Source organism: Streptomyces sp. NPDC058637 (assembly GCF_042717325.1).
Taxonomy (GTDB): Bacteria; Actinomycetota; Actinomycetes; order Streptomycetales; family Streptomycetaceae; genus Streptomyces.
Genome location: NZ_JBHXRD010000001.1, coordinates 91,219 through 108,655, shown reverse-complemented (window position 1 = coordinate 108,655; position 17,437 = coordinate 91,219). Strand labels below are relative to the sequence as shown.

The following is a 17,437-nucleotide window of genomic DNA, read 5'->3' as shown; positions in this document are numbered from 1 at the left end:
GGAAGAGCGCGGACGCCGAGGTCAAGGACAGGGTCCGCGGTGGACGGTCCCTGCACCTGCACGCCACGGACGTACCGGGCGCGGAACGGCTGATCGAGTTCGGCGAGGACGGCTTCACCTGGCGCCACGCGCACGAGAAGGCGACGGTGGCGCCGCGCGGCCCGCTGACCGGACCGATGCCGGCCTTCAACCGCCGGCAGAAGCCGGACGAGGGCGGGCTGGAGGTGCTGGGGGACCGGGGCCTGCTGGACTTCTGGCCGGAGCGCGCCGCTTTCGCCTGAGCACCCGCCGACGACGACGGCCCCCGCCCAGCAGGGCGGGGGCCGTCACGCGTACGGGAGGTGTCAGCCGCGCTGGATGCCCGTGGTGTCCTGCAGCACACCACGACGGCCGTCCTGCGTCTGGGCGATCAGCCCGGCACCGCGCTGCTCGACCGCGAGGTACCACGTACCCGGCGCGAGCTCCGCGATCGGGGCCGGGGTGCCGTCCTCGCCGTACAGCGGACGCGCGACCGGCACCGCGAACCAGAACGGCGTGAAGTCACCGGCCGGTGCCGCGCCGCCGCCCTGCGAGGCCTGCTGAGCGGCCTGCGGGGGCTCGGCCTGCGCGGGCTGCTGACCGGGCTGGCCCGACTGGCCCGGCTGACCGGGCTGTGCGCCGTACGGCTGGGGCTGGCCCGGCTGCGCACCGTAGGGCTGCTGCTGGGCGCCGGGATAGCCGTAACCCTGGCCGGGCTGCTGGCCGTACGGCGACTGCACCGCCTGCGCGGGACGTGGGGCGCCGACGAGCGGGGCCTTGAGCGCGGGAACCAGCGGGGTGGCCACCGCACCGCCTGCCAGCACGATGGTGGCGAGCAGGCCGAGGATCAGACCGGCACCCGCCTCGCTGGCGTCGATGATCGTCCAGAACATGGTCCACAGCGCGAACACGGTGAACGCGGCGCCGAACTGGCCCAGTTCGAAACCAGCGACCTTGCGGCCCGGCATGACACGGCTCACGATCAGCAGCGCCGCACCGATGATGCCGGCCAGGTAGATGCTCATCAGGAGTGAGAGCGAGTCCCAGGCGTTCGCGCTGTAGCCGGAGCAGTCGACGCCCGAGGGGCAGTCGAAGCCGGAGAGGTCGAGGAAAGAGGCGATGAACAGCACGACCGCTGCTCCGATCACCACGCCGTCGCCTCGAGTGAGGGAGCGGATATTCACGTCAAGGTCCTTAGTCGGTCGTCTCGTCGGGGCGGTCGTCGATGCCGCCTGTACGGCGGGTACGGCGCGAAGCTCGGGGCGGCTCCCCATCGTACGGATGAATCTATCGTCTGCCCGGGCGGGTTGTGATCCTGCCCGGACCTCGGACGGTCATCTTTCCGATGTCGCCACTGTCACCGCAGAACTATCTCTTCAGATAACCGCTGACGCCCTCGGCGATGCCCAGGGCCGCCTTCTGACGCCAGCCCGCGCTCGTGAGCAGGGCGGCGTCCTTCGGATCACGCATATTGCCGCATTCGATGAACACTTTGGGCACGGTCGACAGATTCAGGCCGCCGAGATCCTCGCGGGTGTCCAACCCGGTATTGCCACCGATGTAATTGGAAGGAGCGCTTCCGGTAGCGCGTACGAAATTGCCCGCGATCCGTTCGCCGAGATCACGGGAAGGCGCCACGATGTCCGCGGTGTCCGCGGCACCTCCGCGCACCGCCGCCGGAAGGATCACGTGGAAGCCGCGGTTGCCCACAGCGGAACCGTCCGCGTGGACCGAGACGACGGCGTCGGCACCGGCCTCGTTGCCGATCCGGGCACGCTCGTCGACGCACGGGCCGAAGGGACGGTCGTCGTCCTGCGTGAGGACGACCTTCGCGCCCTCGGCCTCCAGCAGCGTCCGCAGCCGGCGCGACACGTCGAGGGTGAACCGGGCCTCCGCGTAACCGGAGTCGGTGGCGGTGCCCGTGGTGTCGCACTCCTTGCGCCCGGTACCGATGTCCACCTGGCTGTTGATCTCCCGGGTGTGGTCGCGGTTGCGCGGGTTGTGCCCCGGATCGATCACCACGGTCCGGCCCGTCAACGGCCCCTCGGGCAGCGGCTTCCCGGATGTGGGCGCGGGGGACGGGCTCTTCGAGGGGGACGGCGGCGACGGTGTCCCGGCCGGGTCGGACGAGGCGGACGGGGACGGTGTGGCCGCGCCGCTGCCGGGGCGCGGTCCGGCCCCGCCGGTCACGCCACCGCCCCCGCAACCGGCCACGGTCAGGCACACGGATGCCAGGGCCGCCGCGGTGATCAGCGGCCGAAGGCGCGGCGCCGGGCGCGAAGTGGGGGGAGGGCTCTCGTCGTCACGCACGCCGCGATGCTATCCGTGGTCCCCGGCCCCCGGCCCGGTACGCCGGAGAACGCGCAGCGAGTCCGTCACCGAGATCTCGGTGAACTCGCCTGAAGCCAGGGCTCGTTGGTGGACGCGGTACGGGGCCTGGCCGCCGTCCGCCGGGTCGGGGAACACGTCGTGGATGACGAGCAGCCCGCCGTCGGCGACCTTCGGGGCCCAGCCCTCGTAGTCGCCGGCCGCGTGCTCGTCGGTGTGCCCGCCGTCGATGAAGACGAAGCCGAGCCGTCCGCCCCAGACGGCCGCGACCTGCGGGGACCGGCCGACGAGCGCCACCACGTGTTCCTCCAGACCCGCCGCGTGCAGGGTCCGGCGGAAGGCCGGCAGCGTGTCCATCAGGCCGACCTCGGGATCCACCACGGACGGGTCGTGGTACTCCCAGCCGGGCTGCTGCTCCTCGCTGCCCCGGTGGTGGTCGACGGTCAGCGCCGTCAGGCCGGCCGCGCGGGCGGCGGCGGCCAGCAGGATCGTGGACCGCCCGCAGTAGGTGCCCACCTCCAGCAGCGGAAGCCCGAGCGCGGTGGCCTCGACGGCAGCGGCGTACAGGGCGAGCCCCTCGCGCAGCGGCATGAAGCCCTTGGCGGCCTCGAAGGCGGCGAGGACCTCCGGCTCGGGTGCGACGGCGGGCTCGGCGGTCACGGATTCCTCCAGGTGGTACGGGCGGCGATCGGCTACGGGCGTCGACCGGCGCCCATCGTGCCGTACGCCCCCGCCGGGGATCCCGGCGGGGGCGTACGGTGCCGCAGCCCGGACCCGCACGTCAGCGCCGTACGGGCGCCTCGGCCGGTAGGGGCGTCTCGGCCGGTACGGGGGCGGAGGCCGGTGCGGAGGCGGAGGCCGGTGCGGAGGCGGAGGCCGGTTCGGGGGCGGAGGCCGCGGCCCGGGCCGCGGCCTCCGCGTCGCCCGCGCTGCTCGCCAGCAGGACCGGGCGCGCGGGCCGCTGGGCCGGCAGGAACGCCGCCAGCACCAGACCGACGAGCACCGCACCCGTCGCGATCACGAACGAGGTCCGGAAGCCGTCCATGGTGGGTACGTCCACCGACCCCATCCGCACCGAGGTGTTCGCGAGGACCATGCCGATCACCGCGCTCGACAGCGAGGTCCCGATCGACCGCATCAGCGTGTTCAGGCCGTTGGCCGCGCCCGTCTCGGACGCGTCGACGGCTCCGACGATGAGCGCGGGCAGCGAGGAGTAGGCGAGCCCGATCCCCGCCCCGAGCACCACCGCGATCACCACGGTCTGCCAGGCGGCGCTCATCAGGCCCAGCCCCGCCCCGTAGCCGATCGCGATGACCAGCATGCCGAGCATCAGGGTGGCCTTCGGGCCGCGGCGGGCCGAGAGGCGGGCGTACAGCGGGGCCACGAACATCATGGTCAGGCCCAGCGGTGCCACGCACAGCCCGGCGACCACCATCGACTGCCCCAGCCCGTATCCGGTCGACGCCGGCAGCTGGAGCAGCTGCGGCAGGACCAGCGAGACGGCGTAGAAGGCGACCCCGACCATGATCGACACGAGGTTGGTGAGCAGCACCTCGCGGCGGACGCTGGTGCGCAGGTCGACCAGCGGAGCCGGGCTGCGCAGTTCGAACAGCCCCCACAGCACCAGGATCACCAGGGACGCGCCGATCAGCCCGAGCGTGGTGGGCGAGGTCCAGCCCCAGTCGCCGCCCTTGGTGACGGGCAGCAGCAGGCAGACGAGCCCGAGCGACAGGCCCAGCGCGCCGACGAGGTCGAAGCGGCCGGGGGCGCGCAGAGAGGACTCCGGAACGACGAGGACGGTCAGCGCCATGGCCAGTACCCCGAGGACCGCCGAGCCGATGAAGAGCGCGTGCCAGTCCGCGTGCTGGGCGACTAGCGCGGCGGCGGGCAGGGCGAGTCCGCCGCCGACGCCTATCGAGGAACTCATCAGGGCCATCGCCGAGCCGAGCTTCTCGCGCGGCAGGACGTCACGCATGATGCCGATGCCGAGCGGGATCGCGCCCATGGCGAAGCCCTGGAGCGCCCGGCCGACGATCATGATCACGAGATCGTCGGTGGAGGCGCAGACCAGCGAGCCGAACACCATCACGGCGAGGCTGGCGAGCAGCATCCGCCGCTTGCCGTACAGATCACCGAGCCGCCCCATGATCGGGGTCGAGACGGCACCGGCGAGCAGTGTGGCGGTCATCACCCACGTCGCGTCGGCCGGGTCGGTGTCCAGGAGGACCGGCAGGTCCTTGATGACGGGGATGAGCAGGGTCTGCATCACCGCGACGGTGATTCCCGCGAACGCGAGCACGGGGACGACACCACCGGCCCGGCCCGGCCCGCGCGGATTGGAGAGCTCCCCGGGCTGCTGTTCGTTCGTCGTCCGTCGCATACGTGGGGCCTCCGGGCAGGGCAGAGAGGAAGGGGAAACGAGCGGGGCGGAGCATGCGGGGGCGCGCCCAAAGGGCGCGCCGACCGCCAAGTGTGTGCACACTGAACGATTTCGTGCGCGCGAGGTATTCCGGCGGAACGTCGGTGGTCCGGAACAGGGTCCTACGCCCCTGGACCGAGACCCGGTCGCGACCCCAAACCGATGTACGGGGCACAGGGTGCCTGCGAGTATGACACCCATGGTTGACGCCCCCACGCCCAAGCGGCTGCCCGCCCGATCGAGGACCCGCACCTGGGCGGTGGTCGCGGCGGCCTGTACCGGCCAGTTCCTGGTCGTCCTCGATGTGTCCGTCGTCAATGTGGCGCTGCCGTCCATGCGCACCGACCTCGCTCTGAGCGGCCCCGGACTGCAATGGGTCGTCAACGCCTACTCCATCGCCTTCGCCGGATTCATGCTGCTCGGCGGGCGGGCCGCCGACATATACGGCCGCAAGAGGATGTTCCTGACAGGGCTGGGCCTCTTCACCGTGGCCTCACTGGCCGGCGGACTCGCCCAGGAGGGCTGGCAGCTGCTCGCCGCCCGCGCCGCCCAGGGGCTCGGTGCCGCCGTTCTCTCCCCGGCGACCCTCACCATCCTCACCGCGGCCGTCCCCGAAGGCCCCGCCCGCACCAAGGCGATCAGCACCTGGATGGCGGTCGGCGCCGGTGGCGGGGCGGCCGGCGGACTCATCGGCGGGGTACTCACCGACGCTTTCTCCTGGCGGTGGGTCCTGCTCATCAACGTACCCGTCGGCGCGCTCGTCCTGGCCGGTGCCGCACTGTGGCTGGCCGAGGGCCGGGCCGGCGACCGGCGCCGGGTCGACCTGCCGGGGGCGGTGCTCGTCACGGCGGGCCTCGCCGCGGTGGCGTACGGCATCGTGCAGACCGAGGCCTCGGGCTGGGCCGCCTCCGCCACACTCGTCCCGCTGCTCGCCGGTTTGGCGCTGCTGGGCGTCTTCGTCCTGGTGGAGTCGCGGACGGCGGCCCCGCTGATGCCGCTGCGGGTGCTCGGTGTACGGGCCGTCTCGTCGGCGAACGTGTCGATGCTGCTCATGGGATCCGCGACGTTCTCCATGTGGTACTTCATGACCGTCTACGCCCAGAACGTGCTGGGCTACACGCCGTTGCAGGCCGGCCTCGCCCTGATGCCTACCTCCGCCGCCGTCGTCCTCGGCTCCAAGGCGGCGCCCCGGATCATGGCGCGGACCGGTGCCAGGACCCTGGCCGTCCTCGGCGTGCTCGTCGCCGCCGCCGGCTTCGGCTGGCAGTCGACGATGGGGGTGCACGGCTCGTACCTCACCGCCGTCTGCCTGCCCGGCATCCTGATGATGGCCGGCGCCGGACTCGCCTCCACCCCGCTGGCCGCGCTCGCGACGTCCGGTGCGGCACCGGGCGACGCCGGCCTCGTCTCCGGACTGGTCAACAGCTCCCGCACGATGGGCGGTGCGCTGGGCCTCTCGGTGCTCTCCACGGTCGCGGCGGCCCGCACCGGCGGGTCCACCGGGGCGGCGGAGCTCACCGCCGGCTACGCGCTGGCCTTCCGTACCGCCACCGTGGTGCTGCTGGGCGCGGCGGTGCTGATGCTGCTCTGGCTGCCGGGGCGTCCCCGCAGGAGCCCGCAGGAGCCGACCGCGACGCCGGTCCTCGCGCAGCCCGAGGCGCAGTCGGCCGTGGGAAGGGACGCGTAGGGGGCGTGCGCGGCGCGGGGGCGACCGTGGCCCGCGCGCCCACATGTCCTGGGTGCGGGCCGAGTCCGGGAAGGGCCGGGCGCGTCCACGGCCGGGAGCCGTCACGGCCTGGTGGCTGTGACGGCCCCCGGTGTGCGCGGCGCGGTTCAGGCCGCCGCTCTGCCACTCCCTTCGGAGGTACGGCGGTGGCGGCCGTGCGGCTGCGCGGTCGTCCTCTCCGCCGACTCGCCCCCTCGGTGTTTTCCGGAGCCGGCCGCGTCCCTGTCCGCCCCCGGCGGACGTGTCTGGGTCGTGTCGGTTCGGGTTTCAGACATGTGGGAAGTCACCCCGTTGAAATCGCGTACGTGTGAGTCGCAAGCCCCGCCACCGCAACCCGACGCGGTCACCGTCGGTACCCGTGCGGGACGACTGCGTGGCCTGGTCCCGAGTTTATCCAGGTGCCGTGCGGCCGGTGAGGGGCGCCTGGCCGAGTGGAACGGGCCTGCACACACCAGGAGGCAGGGCCGCCCCGGATGGTTCCGTTCCGTTCGTGGCAGGTCCGTGTTCCTCGTCCACCGGGGCTTCCACCAGGGCCACGGCGCACGGTGTACCCGCCTGCTCGTACGGCAGGTGCAGGACCCCTTCCCGGGTCCAGAAACCCGCCCCGGCCAGCCAGCCCGCAGGCGCCGCGACCTGGTGCAGGCGACGTCCCTCCGGACGCCACAGCCCCACCCAGCTGCCCGCCGCCCCGTCGATCCGCAGCGCCACGGCGCAGCTCTCCGGCATGAGCATCTGGCCCGGCTGCACGGCGAACGGCGTCACGGCCACGTCCGCGGGGCGCAGGCACTCCGGGAAGCGCACCGGCAGACAACTGCCGAGCACCCCCCAGCCGAGCCGGTCGTGGCCGGGGGCGTCGGAGCGGATCAGCAGCAGCCCGCTGTCGGCGTCGGCCAGCAGCAGCCGGTCGTCGCTGTCCGGCGCGATCTGCAGCAGCGGTGTCACCTCACCGCCCCGCACCAGGTCCACGGCGACCGCCTTCACCGGGCCGCCATCCGGCAACTGCCGGTCCAGGGCGAGCAGTCGCCCCTCACGGTCCAGCCAGACACCGCCCGAACACCGCCCCGGTACGTCCGCGACGTGCTCGGGCCCGAAGGCGCCGCCCGCGACCAGCCAGACGGCGGTGGAGCGTGCACCGGGGAGCAGGGCGTAGGCGCTCATGCCGTCCGGGGGCGGCGGGAGGAGGGTCAGGTCCGTGCATTCGAGTGCGCCCAGAGGCAGTTCACCCGTACCGGGCCCGGTCGGATAGAGCAGCGAGAAGGTATGCCGGTCGGCCACCCGCCGCCGGATCAGCACCCGCCCGTCGGAGAGCGGCAGCACATCGGAGTCGGCCTCCTCCGGCTGGTCGAGGGGGAGGGGCACGGCGTACGGCTCGGGGCCGTCGAGCGTCCAGCGCTCCGGGAACCAGGCGGGATCGGCTCCGGCGGCGGTGGTCAGCCGGGCCGCGTACGAGTGGTCGGCGGCGATGGTGAGCACGGGCGGCGCCGGACGCGGCGGCGCGTCGGACGCGGCGGCGCGTCGGACGGGACCAGGAGTCGGGGCGGTGGGGCGGGGCCGGGCGGTGCGGTCGAACCCGTTGTACGGGCCGGCCGGGCCGAGCCCGCGGTGGGGGGCGGGCCGCTCGAACCCGTCGTACGGGCCGGATGGGGCGAACTCACCGTGGGGGGTGGGCTGCTCGAACCCGTCGTACGGGCCGGTTCGGTCGAACTCACGGTGGTGGGCCGACCGGTCGGACTCGTCGGGCCGGCCTACCGGGCCGAACTCCCCGTGCCGGGTCGGGGAGTCGGGCCTCCCGTGCCGATGCCGACCGGCTCGGTCGAACTCCCCGTGCGGGATGGGCACCTCGTCCCCGGCGGCTTCGGGCGGCGCGACGGCTCGCGGCTGCTCGCCGCTCCGGGCGGGCGGTGTGATCCCGCCGGGCTCCGCCGCGCCCACGGCCGGGGTGCGCCCGCCGGCCGCGCGGGCCGGGGCCGTTCCACGGATCGGGGCGCCGGTCTTGGCCACGCGGGTCCAGCCGGCCCCGAGCACCCCGGTGGACGTGGCCGCTCCAGGGGTGCCGGCACCGGGCGACCTCGCGCCCACGGGCACCTCGGCCCCGGGCACGGCGGCCACGGACACGGCGACCACGGGCGCGACGGCTCCGCCGCGCCCTGCGGGCTCCGTGAGGCGGCCGGTCCCGCCGGCACCCGCGACCCCCTCCCCGTCCACGGTCGCGCGCGGTTCCTCCGGCTCCCCGGACCCGTCCGGTCTCGCGGGTTCGGGTTCGGGCGTCGTGGCACCCGCCGCCGCTCCGGCGGTCCCGTTCTCGATGGCACAGGCAGTCATGGTGCGATCACCTCCGGCAACCGAAGCTAGTTTTCGCACTTCCTGCCGAACAACACCAGCCACCGCACTTCACACATAAGGGTGGCGATGTCCGGATTCGCCTGTGGGGAGGGGGGTGACTGTGCTGCCGCCGATATCCCTGACTAAGGTGAGGCAATCCTAAGAGTTTCCTGTGCAGGTCCCGAACTGGAGTAAAAGATGTCCCTTCGTCGCCGCGGTACCGCCGCAGTCGGCCTGGCAGTGGCCGCCGCACTCTCCCTCTCGGCGTGCGGCGGCGACGACGCCTCGGGCGGCAAGGCCGACGTGGGCGCCGACCGGAAGGCGGCCGTCGCCACGGGCGGCAAGGACTTCGGCGACGCGGCGAAGAAGACCGCGGCGTACGGCACGGACGCGAAGGCCGGCCAGTTCCCCCGTACGCTCACCCACGCCATGGGCAGCACCGAGATCAAGGCCGCGCCCAGGCGTGTCGTCGTCCTGGACGTCGGCGAGTTCGACAACGTCGTCTCGCTCGGCGTGAAGCCCGTCGGTTACGCCCCCTCCGAGGGTGACGCGGCCATCCCCTCGTACCTGGCGAAGGACGCCGGTGAGCCGAAGAACGTCGGCACGATCAACAGCCTGAACCTGGAGGCGATCGCCGGCCTGAAGCCCGACCTCATCCTCGGCAGCCAGCTGCGCGCCGCCGACAAGTACGACGAGCTCTCCAAGATCGCGCCGACCGTGTTCTCCATCCGTCCGGGCTTCACCTGGAAGGAGAACTACCTCCTCAACGCCGCCGCGCTGGACAGGACGGCCCGGGCCGAGACCGCTCTCGACGCGTACGAGGCGAAGGCGAAGAAGCTCGGCGAGGACATCGGCCCGGACAAGCCGACCATCTCCATGGTCCGCTACCTCCCCGACCGCATCCGCCTGTACGCCAAGGCTTCCTTCATCGGCACGATCCTCCAGGACGCCGGACTGCCGCGGCCCGGGAACCAGCGGATCGACGACCTCGCCGCCGAGATCAGCCCCGAGAACATCGATGAGGCCGACGCCGACTGGATCTTCACCGGCGTCTACGGCGACCCGAAGGCCACCGAGCGCGACACCGCCCGGGCCAACCCGCTGTGGAAGAACCTCAAGGCGGTCAAGGCAGGTCAGGCCAAGGACGTCTCGGACGAGACCTGGTACCTCGGCCTCGGCGTCACCTCCGCGGACCTGGTCCTGGACGACCTCCGCGCCGACCTCGTGAAGTAGCGGGAAGTAACGATTCGTGACCGGCTGCGGGTCCGCCCGTACGGGTGCCCGCAGCCAGGGCCGACGGGGCGCGCCGGACAGGTAGCCTTTCCTCCGTGCCCCGTCTGTCTGAAGTCATCGCCGAGCTCGACGCCCTCTGGCCGCCCGAGCGGGCCGAAGGTTGGGACGCGGTCGGCACGGTCTGCGGCGACCCCGAGGCGGAGGTCGACCGGGTCCTCTTCGCCGTCGACCCCGTCCAGCAGATCGCCGACGAGGCCCGCACCCTCGGTGCCCAGCTGATCATCACCCACCACCCGCTCTACCTGCGCGGTACGACGACGGTCGCGGCGTCCACCTTCAAGGGCCGCGTCGTGCACGGGCTCATCAAGCACGACATCGCCCTGCACGTGGCGCACACCAACGCCGACAGCGCCGACCCGGGTGTCTCCGACGCCCTCGCCGCCGCCCTCGACCTGCGGGTCACCGGCCCCCTCGTGCCCGACCCCACCGATGCCGGGGGGCGCCGCGGCCTGGGCCGGATCTGCGAGCTCGACCACCCCGAGACCCTCCGCGACCTCGCCGCCCGCGCCGCGGCCCGGCTGCCCGCCACCGCGCAGGGCATCAGGCTCGCGGGTGACCCGGACGCCGTGGTGCGGCGGGTCGCGGTGAGCGGCGGCTCCGGCGACAGCCTCTTCGACGCCGTGCGGGCGGCGGGCGTCGACGCCTTCCTCACCGCCGACCTGCGCCACCACCCGGCCTCCGAGGCCGTCCAGCACTCGCCGCTCGGCCTGGTCGATGCCGCACACTGGGCCACCGAGTGGCCCTGGTGCGAGCAGGCCGCCGCGCAGCTCGACGCAATTTCCGACCGCCACGGATGGGACCTGCGGGTCCATGTCTCGAAGCGGGTCACCGACCCCTGGACCACCCACCACTCTTCTGGAGCCCCCAACTGAACGCCGCGCCCGCCGACCAGATCCGACTCCTCGAAGTCCAGGCCCTCGACGTACGTCTGTCGCAGCTCTCCCACAAGCGGACGTCCCTGCCCGAGCACGCGGAGATCGACGCGCTCAACAGTGACCTCGCCCAGCTGCGCGACCTGCTGGTCGCCTCGCAGACCGAGGAGAGCGACACCACCCGCGAGCAGACCAAGGCGGAGCAGGACGTCGACCAGGTGCGCCAGCGCGCCGCCCGCGACCAGCAGCGGCTCGACTCCGGCGCGGTCTCCTCGCCGAAGGACCTGGAGAGCCTGCAGCGCGAGATCACCTCGCTGGCCAAGCGCCAGGGCGACCTCGAGGACGTCGTCCTGGAGATCATGGAGCGCCGCGAGTCCGCCCAGGAGCGCGTCACCGAGCTGACCGCGCGCGTCAGCGCCGTCCAGGCCAAGGTCGACGACGCGACCGCCCGCCGGGACGCGGCGACCCACGAGCTCGACACCGAGGCGGCAGGCGTCACCAAGAACCGCGAGGTCGTCGCGGGTTCCGTCCCCGCCGACCTGCTGAAGCTCTACGACAAGCTGCGCGTCCAGCAGGGCGGTGTCGGTGCCGCCCGGCTCTACCAGCGCCGCTGCGAGGGCTGCCGCCTGGAGCTGAACATCACCGAGGTCAACGACGTGAAGGCGGCGTCCCCCGACACCGTGCTGCGCTGCGAGAACTGCCACCGCATCCTGGTCCGCACCTCGGAGTCGGGCCTGTAATGCCCGCACCCCGCCAGCTGGTCGTCGAGGCGGACGGAGGCTCCCGGGGCAACCCGGGGCCCGCCGGATACGGCGCGGCCGTCATCGACCCGGTCACCGGCGAGACGCTCGCCGAGGCCGCCGAGTACATCGGCGTCGCGACGAACAACGTCGCCGAGTACAGGGGCCTGATCGCCGGCCTGAAGGCGGCGAAGGCGCTGTTCCCGGAGGCGGACGCGGACGTGCGAGTGCGCGTCCGGATGGACTCCAAACTAGTGGTCGAACAGATGTCTGGGCGTTGGAAGATCAAGCACCCCGACATGAAACCGCTCGCGGCCCAGGCCGCGAGCATCCTGCCGGTCTCCTCCGTCACGTACGAGTGGATCCCGCGCAACGAGAACAAGCACGCCGACCGGCTCGCCAACGAGGCGATGGACGCGGGCAAGCGGGGCAGGCAGTGGGAGCCGTCGTCCTCGACGGCCGCCCTGGACGCCCCGCCGCGCACGCCCGCCCCTGACCCGGTCCAGGACGGTCCGCCCGGGGACGCGGTCGCGGGCGCGGCGAAGGTCCGCGCCGCCCTGGCCGCCGCCGCCCGCCCCGCGCCGGCCGCCCCGCACGTGGGCTGGGGCACCCCCGACCTGGGGGCGCCCGCCACCTTCGTCCTGCTCCGGCACGGCGAGACGGCGCTCACCCCCGAGAAGCGGTTCTCCGGCAGCGGCGGCAGCGACCCCGAGCTCTCCGCCACGGGCCGCGACCAGGCCGCCCGCGCCGCCGGGGCGTTCGCCGCCCTCGGCACGGTCCAGGAGATCGTCAGCTCCCCGCTGCGCCGCTGCCGCGAGACGGCGGCAGTCGTCGCCGCCCGGCTCGGCCTGGAGGTCCGCATCGAGGACGGCCTGCGCGAGACGGACTTCGGCGCCTGGGAGGGCCTCACCTTCGCCGAGGTGCGGGAGCGCCACGGCGCTGACCTGACCGCCTGGCTGGCGTCCGCCGACGCGGCCCCCACGGGCGGCGGCGAGAGCTTCGCCGAGGTGACCGACCGGGTGTCCGCGTCGCGCGACCGCCTGATCTCCCGCCACGCGGGACGCACGGTACTCCTGGTCACCCACGTCACCCCGATCAAGACCCTGGTCAGGCTCGCACTGGGCGCCCCGCCCGAGTCCCTGTTCCGCATGGAGCTCTCACCCGCCTCCGTCTCTACGGTGGCGTACTACGCGGACGGCAATCCCTCGTTGAGGGTCCTCAACGACACCTCGCACCTGCGGTAGCGGGCGGGTGAGCTGGCCCACGGGGCTGCTCGGCTTCCTCGCCGGGCTGCTGATCTCGGCCGCGACCGCACCCGTGGGCGTGTCCGGCGCGGTGTTCCTGCTGCCGGTGCAGCTCAGCGTGCTCGGTGTGCCGAGCCCCGCGGTGACACCCACCAACCTGCTGTACAACGTGGTGTCGTGCCCCGGAGCCCTCCTGCGCTACCGCAACAGCGGCGGACTGCGCGGCCCGCTCACCCGGCTGCTCGTCCTGGGCGCGGTGCCCGGGGTGGTGGCCGGAGCGGTGATCAGGGTCTTCGCCGTGCCGGGCCCCGCGGTCTTCCGGCTGTTCATCGCCGTCCTGCTGCTCCCGCTGGGCGCATGGCTGTGCGCCCGCACCCTGCGCCCCTCACGCAGCGGCGCCGTCGCCCCGGAACCGTCCCCCCGCGCCACCACCGGACTGGCCCTGGCCGTCGGCGTCGCGGGAGGGATCTACGGGATCGGCGGGGGTTCGCTCCTCGGGCCGATCCTCGTGGGGCGCGGGGTCCCGGTCGCGAAGGTCGCGCCCGCCGCCCTCGCCTGCACGTTCGTGACCTCCCTCGCGGGAGCGGGTGCGTACGCCCTGCTGTCCCTGACCGCCACGGGCGACATCGCGCCCGACTGGGCACTCGGCCTGACCTGCGGCCTCGGCGGTCTCTGCGGCGGCTACCTCGGAGCCCGCCTCCAGCCCCGCCTGCCCGAAACGGCGCTACGGCTCCTGCTGGGCACCCTCGCCCTGGGCATCGGCACGCTGTACGCGGTCCAGACGCTGCGCTGACCGCCCGCCGGACTCCGGGCACGGAACCACGGCCCGGCCGCGCGGCGTGGGCCCGCCCCCGACCCCGTACCGACGGGCCGGTGTTCAGCCCCGCAGGACGGATGCCTCACGCGCCAGCCGTTCCACCCGCACCCAGTCCTTCGCCGCCACCGCGTCACCGGGAACCATCCAACTGCCTCCCACGCAACCGACGTTGGGCAGCGCCAGATACGTCGGCGCGGAGGCGGGCGAGATGCCGCCGGTCGGGCAGAACCGGGCCTGGGGCAGAGGGGCGGACAGGGCCTTGAGATAGGCGGTGCCGCCGGCCGCCTCGGCCGGGAAGAACTTCATCTCGGTGACCCCGCGCTCCAGCAGCGCGACCACCTCGGACGTCGTGGAGACCCCCGGCAGGAACGGCACGCCCGACGCCTTCATCGCGTCCAGCAGGGTGTCCGTCCAGCCCGGGCTGACCAGGAAACGCGCCCCGGCGGAGACCGTCTCGGTCACGTTCCGTACGGAGATCACGGTGCCGGCGCCCACCACGGCCCCCGGCACCTCGGCGGCGATCGCCCGGATCGCGTCGAGCGCGGCGGCGGTCCGCAGCGTCACCTCGATCGCCGGGAGTCCGCCCGCCACGAGCGCCCGGGCCAGGGGCACCGCGTCGGCCGCGTCCTCCAGCACGACGACGGGGACGACGGGCGCGAGGTCCAGGACGGAGGCGGACGCGGGCAGGGCGGCGGGCGCGGAGGAGGTCATGAGCACATCCTGCCGCGCGAACCGCATCCTACGCAATGAGCGTTGCATAGGATGCAACGAGCGTCAGTGGATCTCCGTGACCACCACATCGAGCGCCCACGCCCGCCCGGCCCGCTCCGGGGCCTGCGCCTCGACCGTGTAACCGAGGTCCCGCAACACCCCCACCAGCTCGGCGGGCCCCTTCGGCTTCGCCCCGGCGACCAGCAGATCGCGGACCATCCGGCCCTTGGTCGCCTTGTTGAAGTGGCTGACCACCGACCGCTTCTCCACCCCGTTCACCCTCTGCGACTGCAGCACCCGCACGCTCGCGGTGCGCTCAGCCACCGCGCCCGCCGGTTTCCACGCCCCGGTGTACGCCGACGACCGCAGATCCAGCACGAGCCCGTCCCCGGCGGCCTCCGGCAGGACGGACGCCATCGGCGCGCGCCAGTAAGCGCCGAGCGCGCCCAGCCCCGGCAGCTTCACGCCCATCGAGCAGCGGTACGACGGAATCCGGTCGCCCACCCGGACCGCGCCCCACAGACCGGAGAAGACCAGCAGCGACTTCCCGGCCCTCCGCCTCGCCGCCGTGTCCAGCGAGGCCAGACCGAGGGCGTCGTACAGCACCCCGGTGTAGATCTCCCCGGCCGGCCTGGTCCCGGCCGTGCGCAGTTCCGCGTTCTTCGCGATCTCGCCGCGCAGCCCCTCGCTCAGGCCGAGCACCACCCGGGCCTTGTCCTCGTCCGCCAGGCACAGCTCGACCAGCTCGTCGAGGATCGCCGCCCGCGCCCCGGCGAGGCCGGGCAGGGACAAGGACTCCTGCTTCAGGGGCGCTCCACGCCCCGAGGCGGCCTTTCCCTCGGAGGGCGGCAACAGGACGAGCACGGGTGTCTCCTTCGTACGTGACAGAGGGGCCCCCGGCGGCGCGGGAACCCCTGGACAAGGGTACGGGTCACGGGCGCCGTGCCCCCGGTGCCTGCCCGCGTCGGGGGCGCCACGGACCGGGGACGGCGACCACAGGCCAGGTGCTCCAGGCGCTGCCCGGCCTGCCCGGGGGGATGGCGGAGGGCACGCGTCGCGCCGACACCGTGGAGCGCGAGTGCGTCGACCCCGTCGAGGCGGCTGCGCTCAAGGACCGGGTGGGCTCGGTCTTCGACGGCTACGCGATCGACGTCGAGGACGACCGCCCGGCCGTCGGCACCGTCCACATCGAGGACCCCGGCGATCGTCGCCCGGATGGAATTCCGACACCCCGCTCCCGCTCGGCGAACGCCTGCGGATGCGGCTCACCCAGGCCGGTCCGGGCTCGGCGGAGGCGCGGTTCGCACGCGTGTGAGCGCGGCGACGGCGGCACGGGGGTCGTCCGCGTGGAAGCGGACGGTGTGCGCCGTACCGGGCTCACCCATCGGCCGTACGAAAGCGACCGGACCCGTGAGCTCCACGGTCACCGTGGTCTGGTTGCCCACGGACAGGTCGAGTACGCCGTCGGGGTGCAGCAGGACCGACCGGCCCTCCGGGTAGCGCCGGTCCACCCGGACGCCGGCGACCGCCGACGCGGGAATCCGCAGATCGAGCAGCCCGCCGTGGCGCAGGCGCAGCGAACCGTCCGCGCCCACCACGTGCGGCCGGGTCACGCAGGCCGCGTGCAGGGCCAGGAGGAGCACCACCCCGTACACGTCGACCACGAGCACCACACGGTGCACGACCGGCCAGGGGATCAGCAGGGCCAGCATCACCGTCTCCACGAGGGAGACGAAGACCAGCCCGTACATCATCGCCGTCTGCGGCCCGGTGTACGGGACGGCCACCGCACCCTCCGGAACGCCGTGGCGACGGCGCAGCAGCCACAGCCCGAGACTGTGCAGGGCCCGCACCTCGTGCGCCACCAGCCGCCGGACCGGCACCGGGACCGACGTCCGCAGGGCCGCCCGCAGCGCGTTCCGGCGTCCCGCCCCCGCCCGTCTCCCCGCCGCGTACAGGGGCCACAGCGTCACGGCCTCCACCACCAGTACGGCGAGCACGAGGGCCTCGGCGCCGAGGAGGAGGGCGACGGGTATCCGCACACCCGCCACCAGACAGACCACCAGGGCCAGTTCGGCGGGCAGAACCCCCCACGCCGCCGCGCGCGCGATCCGCGCACTCATCGCGTCCCCCCGGCCGGTCGTGAAGCCATCGCGGCCATCATCCGGCGCACCACCTCGGCCTGAGCCGGTGCGTAGTCGGCCAGCAGCGCCTCCCCGAAACCCGACCGGACCGGCCCGCCGGACGGAAGCGCGTCGAGCAGGCCGGCGGGTACCGCTGCGACCAGGTCGGCGACCAGCGGGGCGATCCGGGGATCGTCCACGGTCGCCGTGGCCAGCTCGTCCAGCCGCTCGTACAGGACCAGGACGGCAGGGTCCCCGGCCATCGGCCGCAACGCGGCGTACACCTCGGCGGCGCCGTCCGCACCCTCCAGCAGCGACAGGTGCTCCAGGTCCTTGGCAGCGGTGGGGGAGTCGGTGGCGGGCACCGCTCCCAGCAGCTCGGCAAGGGCCGGGGACACCGGCTCCCGGCCGCTCACCGGCCTGTCCATCAGCCGGGCCAACTGCCGCCGCCGCTCCCCGATCTCCCGCTCCTGGCGGGCCAGATCGGCGTCCAGCTCGCCCAGCACCTCGACGAGTCCACGCCCGGCGTCGTCGGCCACCACGTCGCGCACCTCGTCCAGACCGAGACCGAGCTCGGTGAGCCGCCGGATCCGGGCCAGCAGGACCGCGTCCCGGACGCTGTACGCCCGGTAGCCGTTGGCCCGGCGCCCGGGCTCGGGCAGCAGACCGACATGGTGGTAGTGCCGGATCGCCCGGGAGGTGACTCCGACGAGCGCGGCGATCTCTCCGATACGCATGGGGCCAGTAGAAACCCTGACGCTGCGGCAGGGTCAAGGTCCCCCGGCGACCGGCTTGTCCCTCTCTCGTACGATCACCCCTTCGGA

15 protein-coding genes and 2 pseudogenes are annotated in these 17,437 nt (G+C 73.6%); 8 read left to right on the top strand and 9 right to left on the bottom strand.

Annotated elements, in window-relative coordinates:
• Positions 1-35: 35 nt before the first annotated feature.
• Positions 36-281 (top strand): annotated as a pseudogene (locus tag ACFWVP_RS00475) (hypothetical protein); the annotation flags it as partial.
• A 63-nt stretch (positions 282-344) separates the two neighbouring features.
• On the opposite strand, the gene ACFWVP_RS00470 reads toward ACFWVP_RS00475, so the two are convergent.
• The 4 genes from ACFWVP_RS00470 to ACFWVP_RS00455 form a co-directional block, all read right to left on the bottom strand.
• Positions 345-1,202, bottom strand: coding sequence for a hypothetical protein (locus tag ACFWVP_RS00470; RefSeq protein ID WP_384492718.1), 858 nt, complete (start codon positions 1,200-1,202; stop codon positions 345-347).
• A 184-nt stretch (positions 1,203-1,386) separates the two neighbouring features.
• Positions 1,387-2,328: an N-acetylmuramoyl-L-alanine amidase gene (locus ACFWVP_RS00465; RefSeq protein WP_384492717.1), complete on the bottom strand. Its 942-nt coding sequence runs from the start codon at positions 2,326-2,328 to the stop codon at positions 1,387-1,389.
• 9 nt (positions 2,329-2,337) lie between these two features.
• Entirely contained in the window at positions 2,338-2,937 is a 600-nt protein-coding gene (locus tag ACFWVP_RS00460; protein ID WP_384493005.1) for a class I SAM-dependent methyltransferase, read from the bottom strand.
• Positions 2,938-3,127: 190 nt separating this feature from the next.
• Positions 3,128-4,726, bottom strand: a complete 1,599-nt coding sequence (locus tag ACFWVP_RS00455; protein ID WP_384492716.1) for an MFS transporter — start codon at positions 4,724-4,726, stop codon at positions 3,128-3,130.
• Between the two features lie 238 nt (positions 4,727-4,964).
• Here ACFWVP_RS00455 and ACFWVP_RS00450 point away from each other — a divergent pair, with 238 nt between their 5' ends.
• Positions 4,965-6,452, top strand: a complete 1,488-nt coding sequence (locus ACFWVP_RS00450) for an MFS transporter (protein ID WP_384492715.1) — start codon at positions 4,965-4,967, stop codon at positions 6,450-6,452.
• A 429-nt stretch (positions 6,453-6,881) separates the two neighbouring features.
• Here the strand turns inward: ACFWVP_RS00450 and ACFWVP_RS00445 are convergent, their stop codons facing one another.
• Positions 6,882-8,813 (bottom strand): hypothetical protein, encoded by a 1,932-nt coding sequence (locus ACFWVP_RS00445; protein WP_384492714.1) that lies wholly within the window; start codon positions 8,811-8,813, stop codon positions 6,882-6,884.
• Between the two features lie 198 nt (positions 8,814-9,011).
• Here ACFWVP_RS00445 and ACFWVP_RS00440 point away from each other — a divergent pair, with 198 nt between their 5' ends.
• The 5 genes from ACFWVP_RS00440 (at position 9,012) to ACFWVP_RS00420 (ending at position 13,755) form a co-directional block, all read left to right on the top strand.
• Entirely contained in the window at positions 9,012-10,046 is a 1,035-nt protein-coding gene (locus tag ACFWVP_RS00440; RefSeq protein WP_384492713.1) for an ABC transporter substrate-binding protein, read from the top strand.
• 95 nt (positions 10,047-10,141) lie between these two features.
• On the top strand, positions 10,142-10,978 hold the full coding sequence (locus ACFWVP_RS00435) for a Nif3-like dinuclear metal center hexameric protein (protein WP_384492712.1): 837 nt from the start codon (positions 10,142-10,144) through the stop codon (positions 10,976-10,978).
• Complete coding sequence (locus tag ACFWVP_RS00430; protein ID WP_384493004.1) at positions 10,975-11,718, top strand: zinc ribbon domain-containing protein; 744 nt, start codon at positions 10,975-10,977, stop codon at positions 11,716-11,718. Before ACFWVP_RS00435 ends, ACFWVP_RS00430 begins: the two co-directional genes overlap by 4 nt.
• A complete protein-coding gene (locus ACFWVP_RS00425; RefSeq protein ID WP_384492711.1) occupies positions 11,718-12,962 on the top strand; it encodes a bifunctional RNase H/acid phosphatase in 1,245 nt (414 codons plus the stop codon). The genes ACFWVP_RS00430 and ACFWVP_RS00425 overlap by 1 nt, the downstream gene beginning before the upstream one ends.
• 7 nt (positions 12,963-12,969) lie before the next feature.
• Positions 12,970-13,755, top strand: coding sequence for a sulfite exporter TauE/SafE family protein (locus ACFWVP_RS00420; protein ID WP_384492710.1), 786 nt, complete (start codon positions 12,970-12,972; stop codon positions 13,753-13,755).
• Between the two features lie 84 nt (positions 13,756-13,839).
• Here ACFWVP_RS00420 and eda read toward each other — a convergent pair whose 3' ends face one another.
• Positions 13,840-14,490 (bottom strand): bifunctional 4-hydroxy-2-oxoglutarate aldolase/2-dehydro-3-deoxy-phosphogluconate aldolase, encoded by a 651-nt coding sequence (gene eda / locus ACFWVP_RS00415; protein WP_384492709.1) that lies wholly within the window; start codon positions 14,488-14,490, stop codon positions 13,840-13,842.
• A 63-nt stretch (positions 14,491-14,553) separates the two neighbouring features.
• A complete protein-coding gene (yaaA, locus tag ACFWVP_RS00410) occupies positions 14,554-15,354 on the bottom strand; it encodes a peroxide stress protein YaaA (protein WP_384492708.1) in 801 nt (266 codons plus the stop codon).
• Positions 15,355-15,494: 140 nt separating this feature from the next.
• On the opposite strand from yaaA, the pseudogene ACFWVP_RS00405 reads away from it, so the two are divergent.
• Positions 15,495-15,805 (top strand): annotated as a pseudogene (locus ACFWVP_RS00405) (RNB domain-containing ribonuclease); the annotation flags it as partial.
• Here ACFWVP_RS00405 and ACFWVP_RS00400 read toward each other — a convergent pair.
• Positions 15,756-16,613: a hypothetical protein gene (locus ACFWVP_RS00400; protein ID WP_384492707.1), complete on the bottom strand. Its 858-nt coding sequence runs from the start codon at positions 16,611-16,613 to the stop codon at positions 15,756-15,758. The pseudogene ACFWVP_RS00405 and the gene ACFWVP_RS00400 sit on opposite strands and share 50 nt — an antisense overlap.
• A complete protein-coding gene (locus ACFWVP_RS00395; RefSeq protein ID WP_384492706.1) occupies positions 16,610-17,350 on the bottom strand; it encodes a MerR family transcriptional regulator in 741 nt (246 codons plus the stop codon). Before ACFWVP_RS00395 ends, ACFWVP_RS00400 begins: the two co-directional genes overlap by 4 nt.
• Positions 17,351-17,437: the final 87 nt, after the last annotated feature.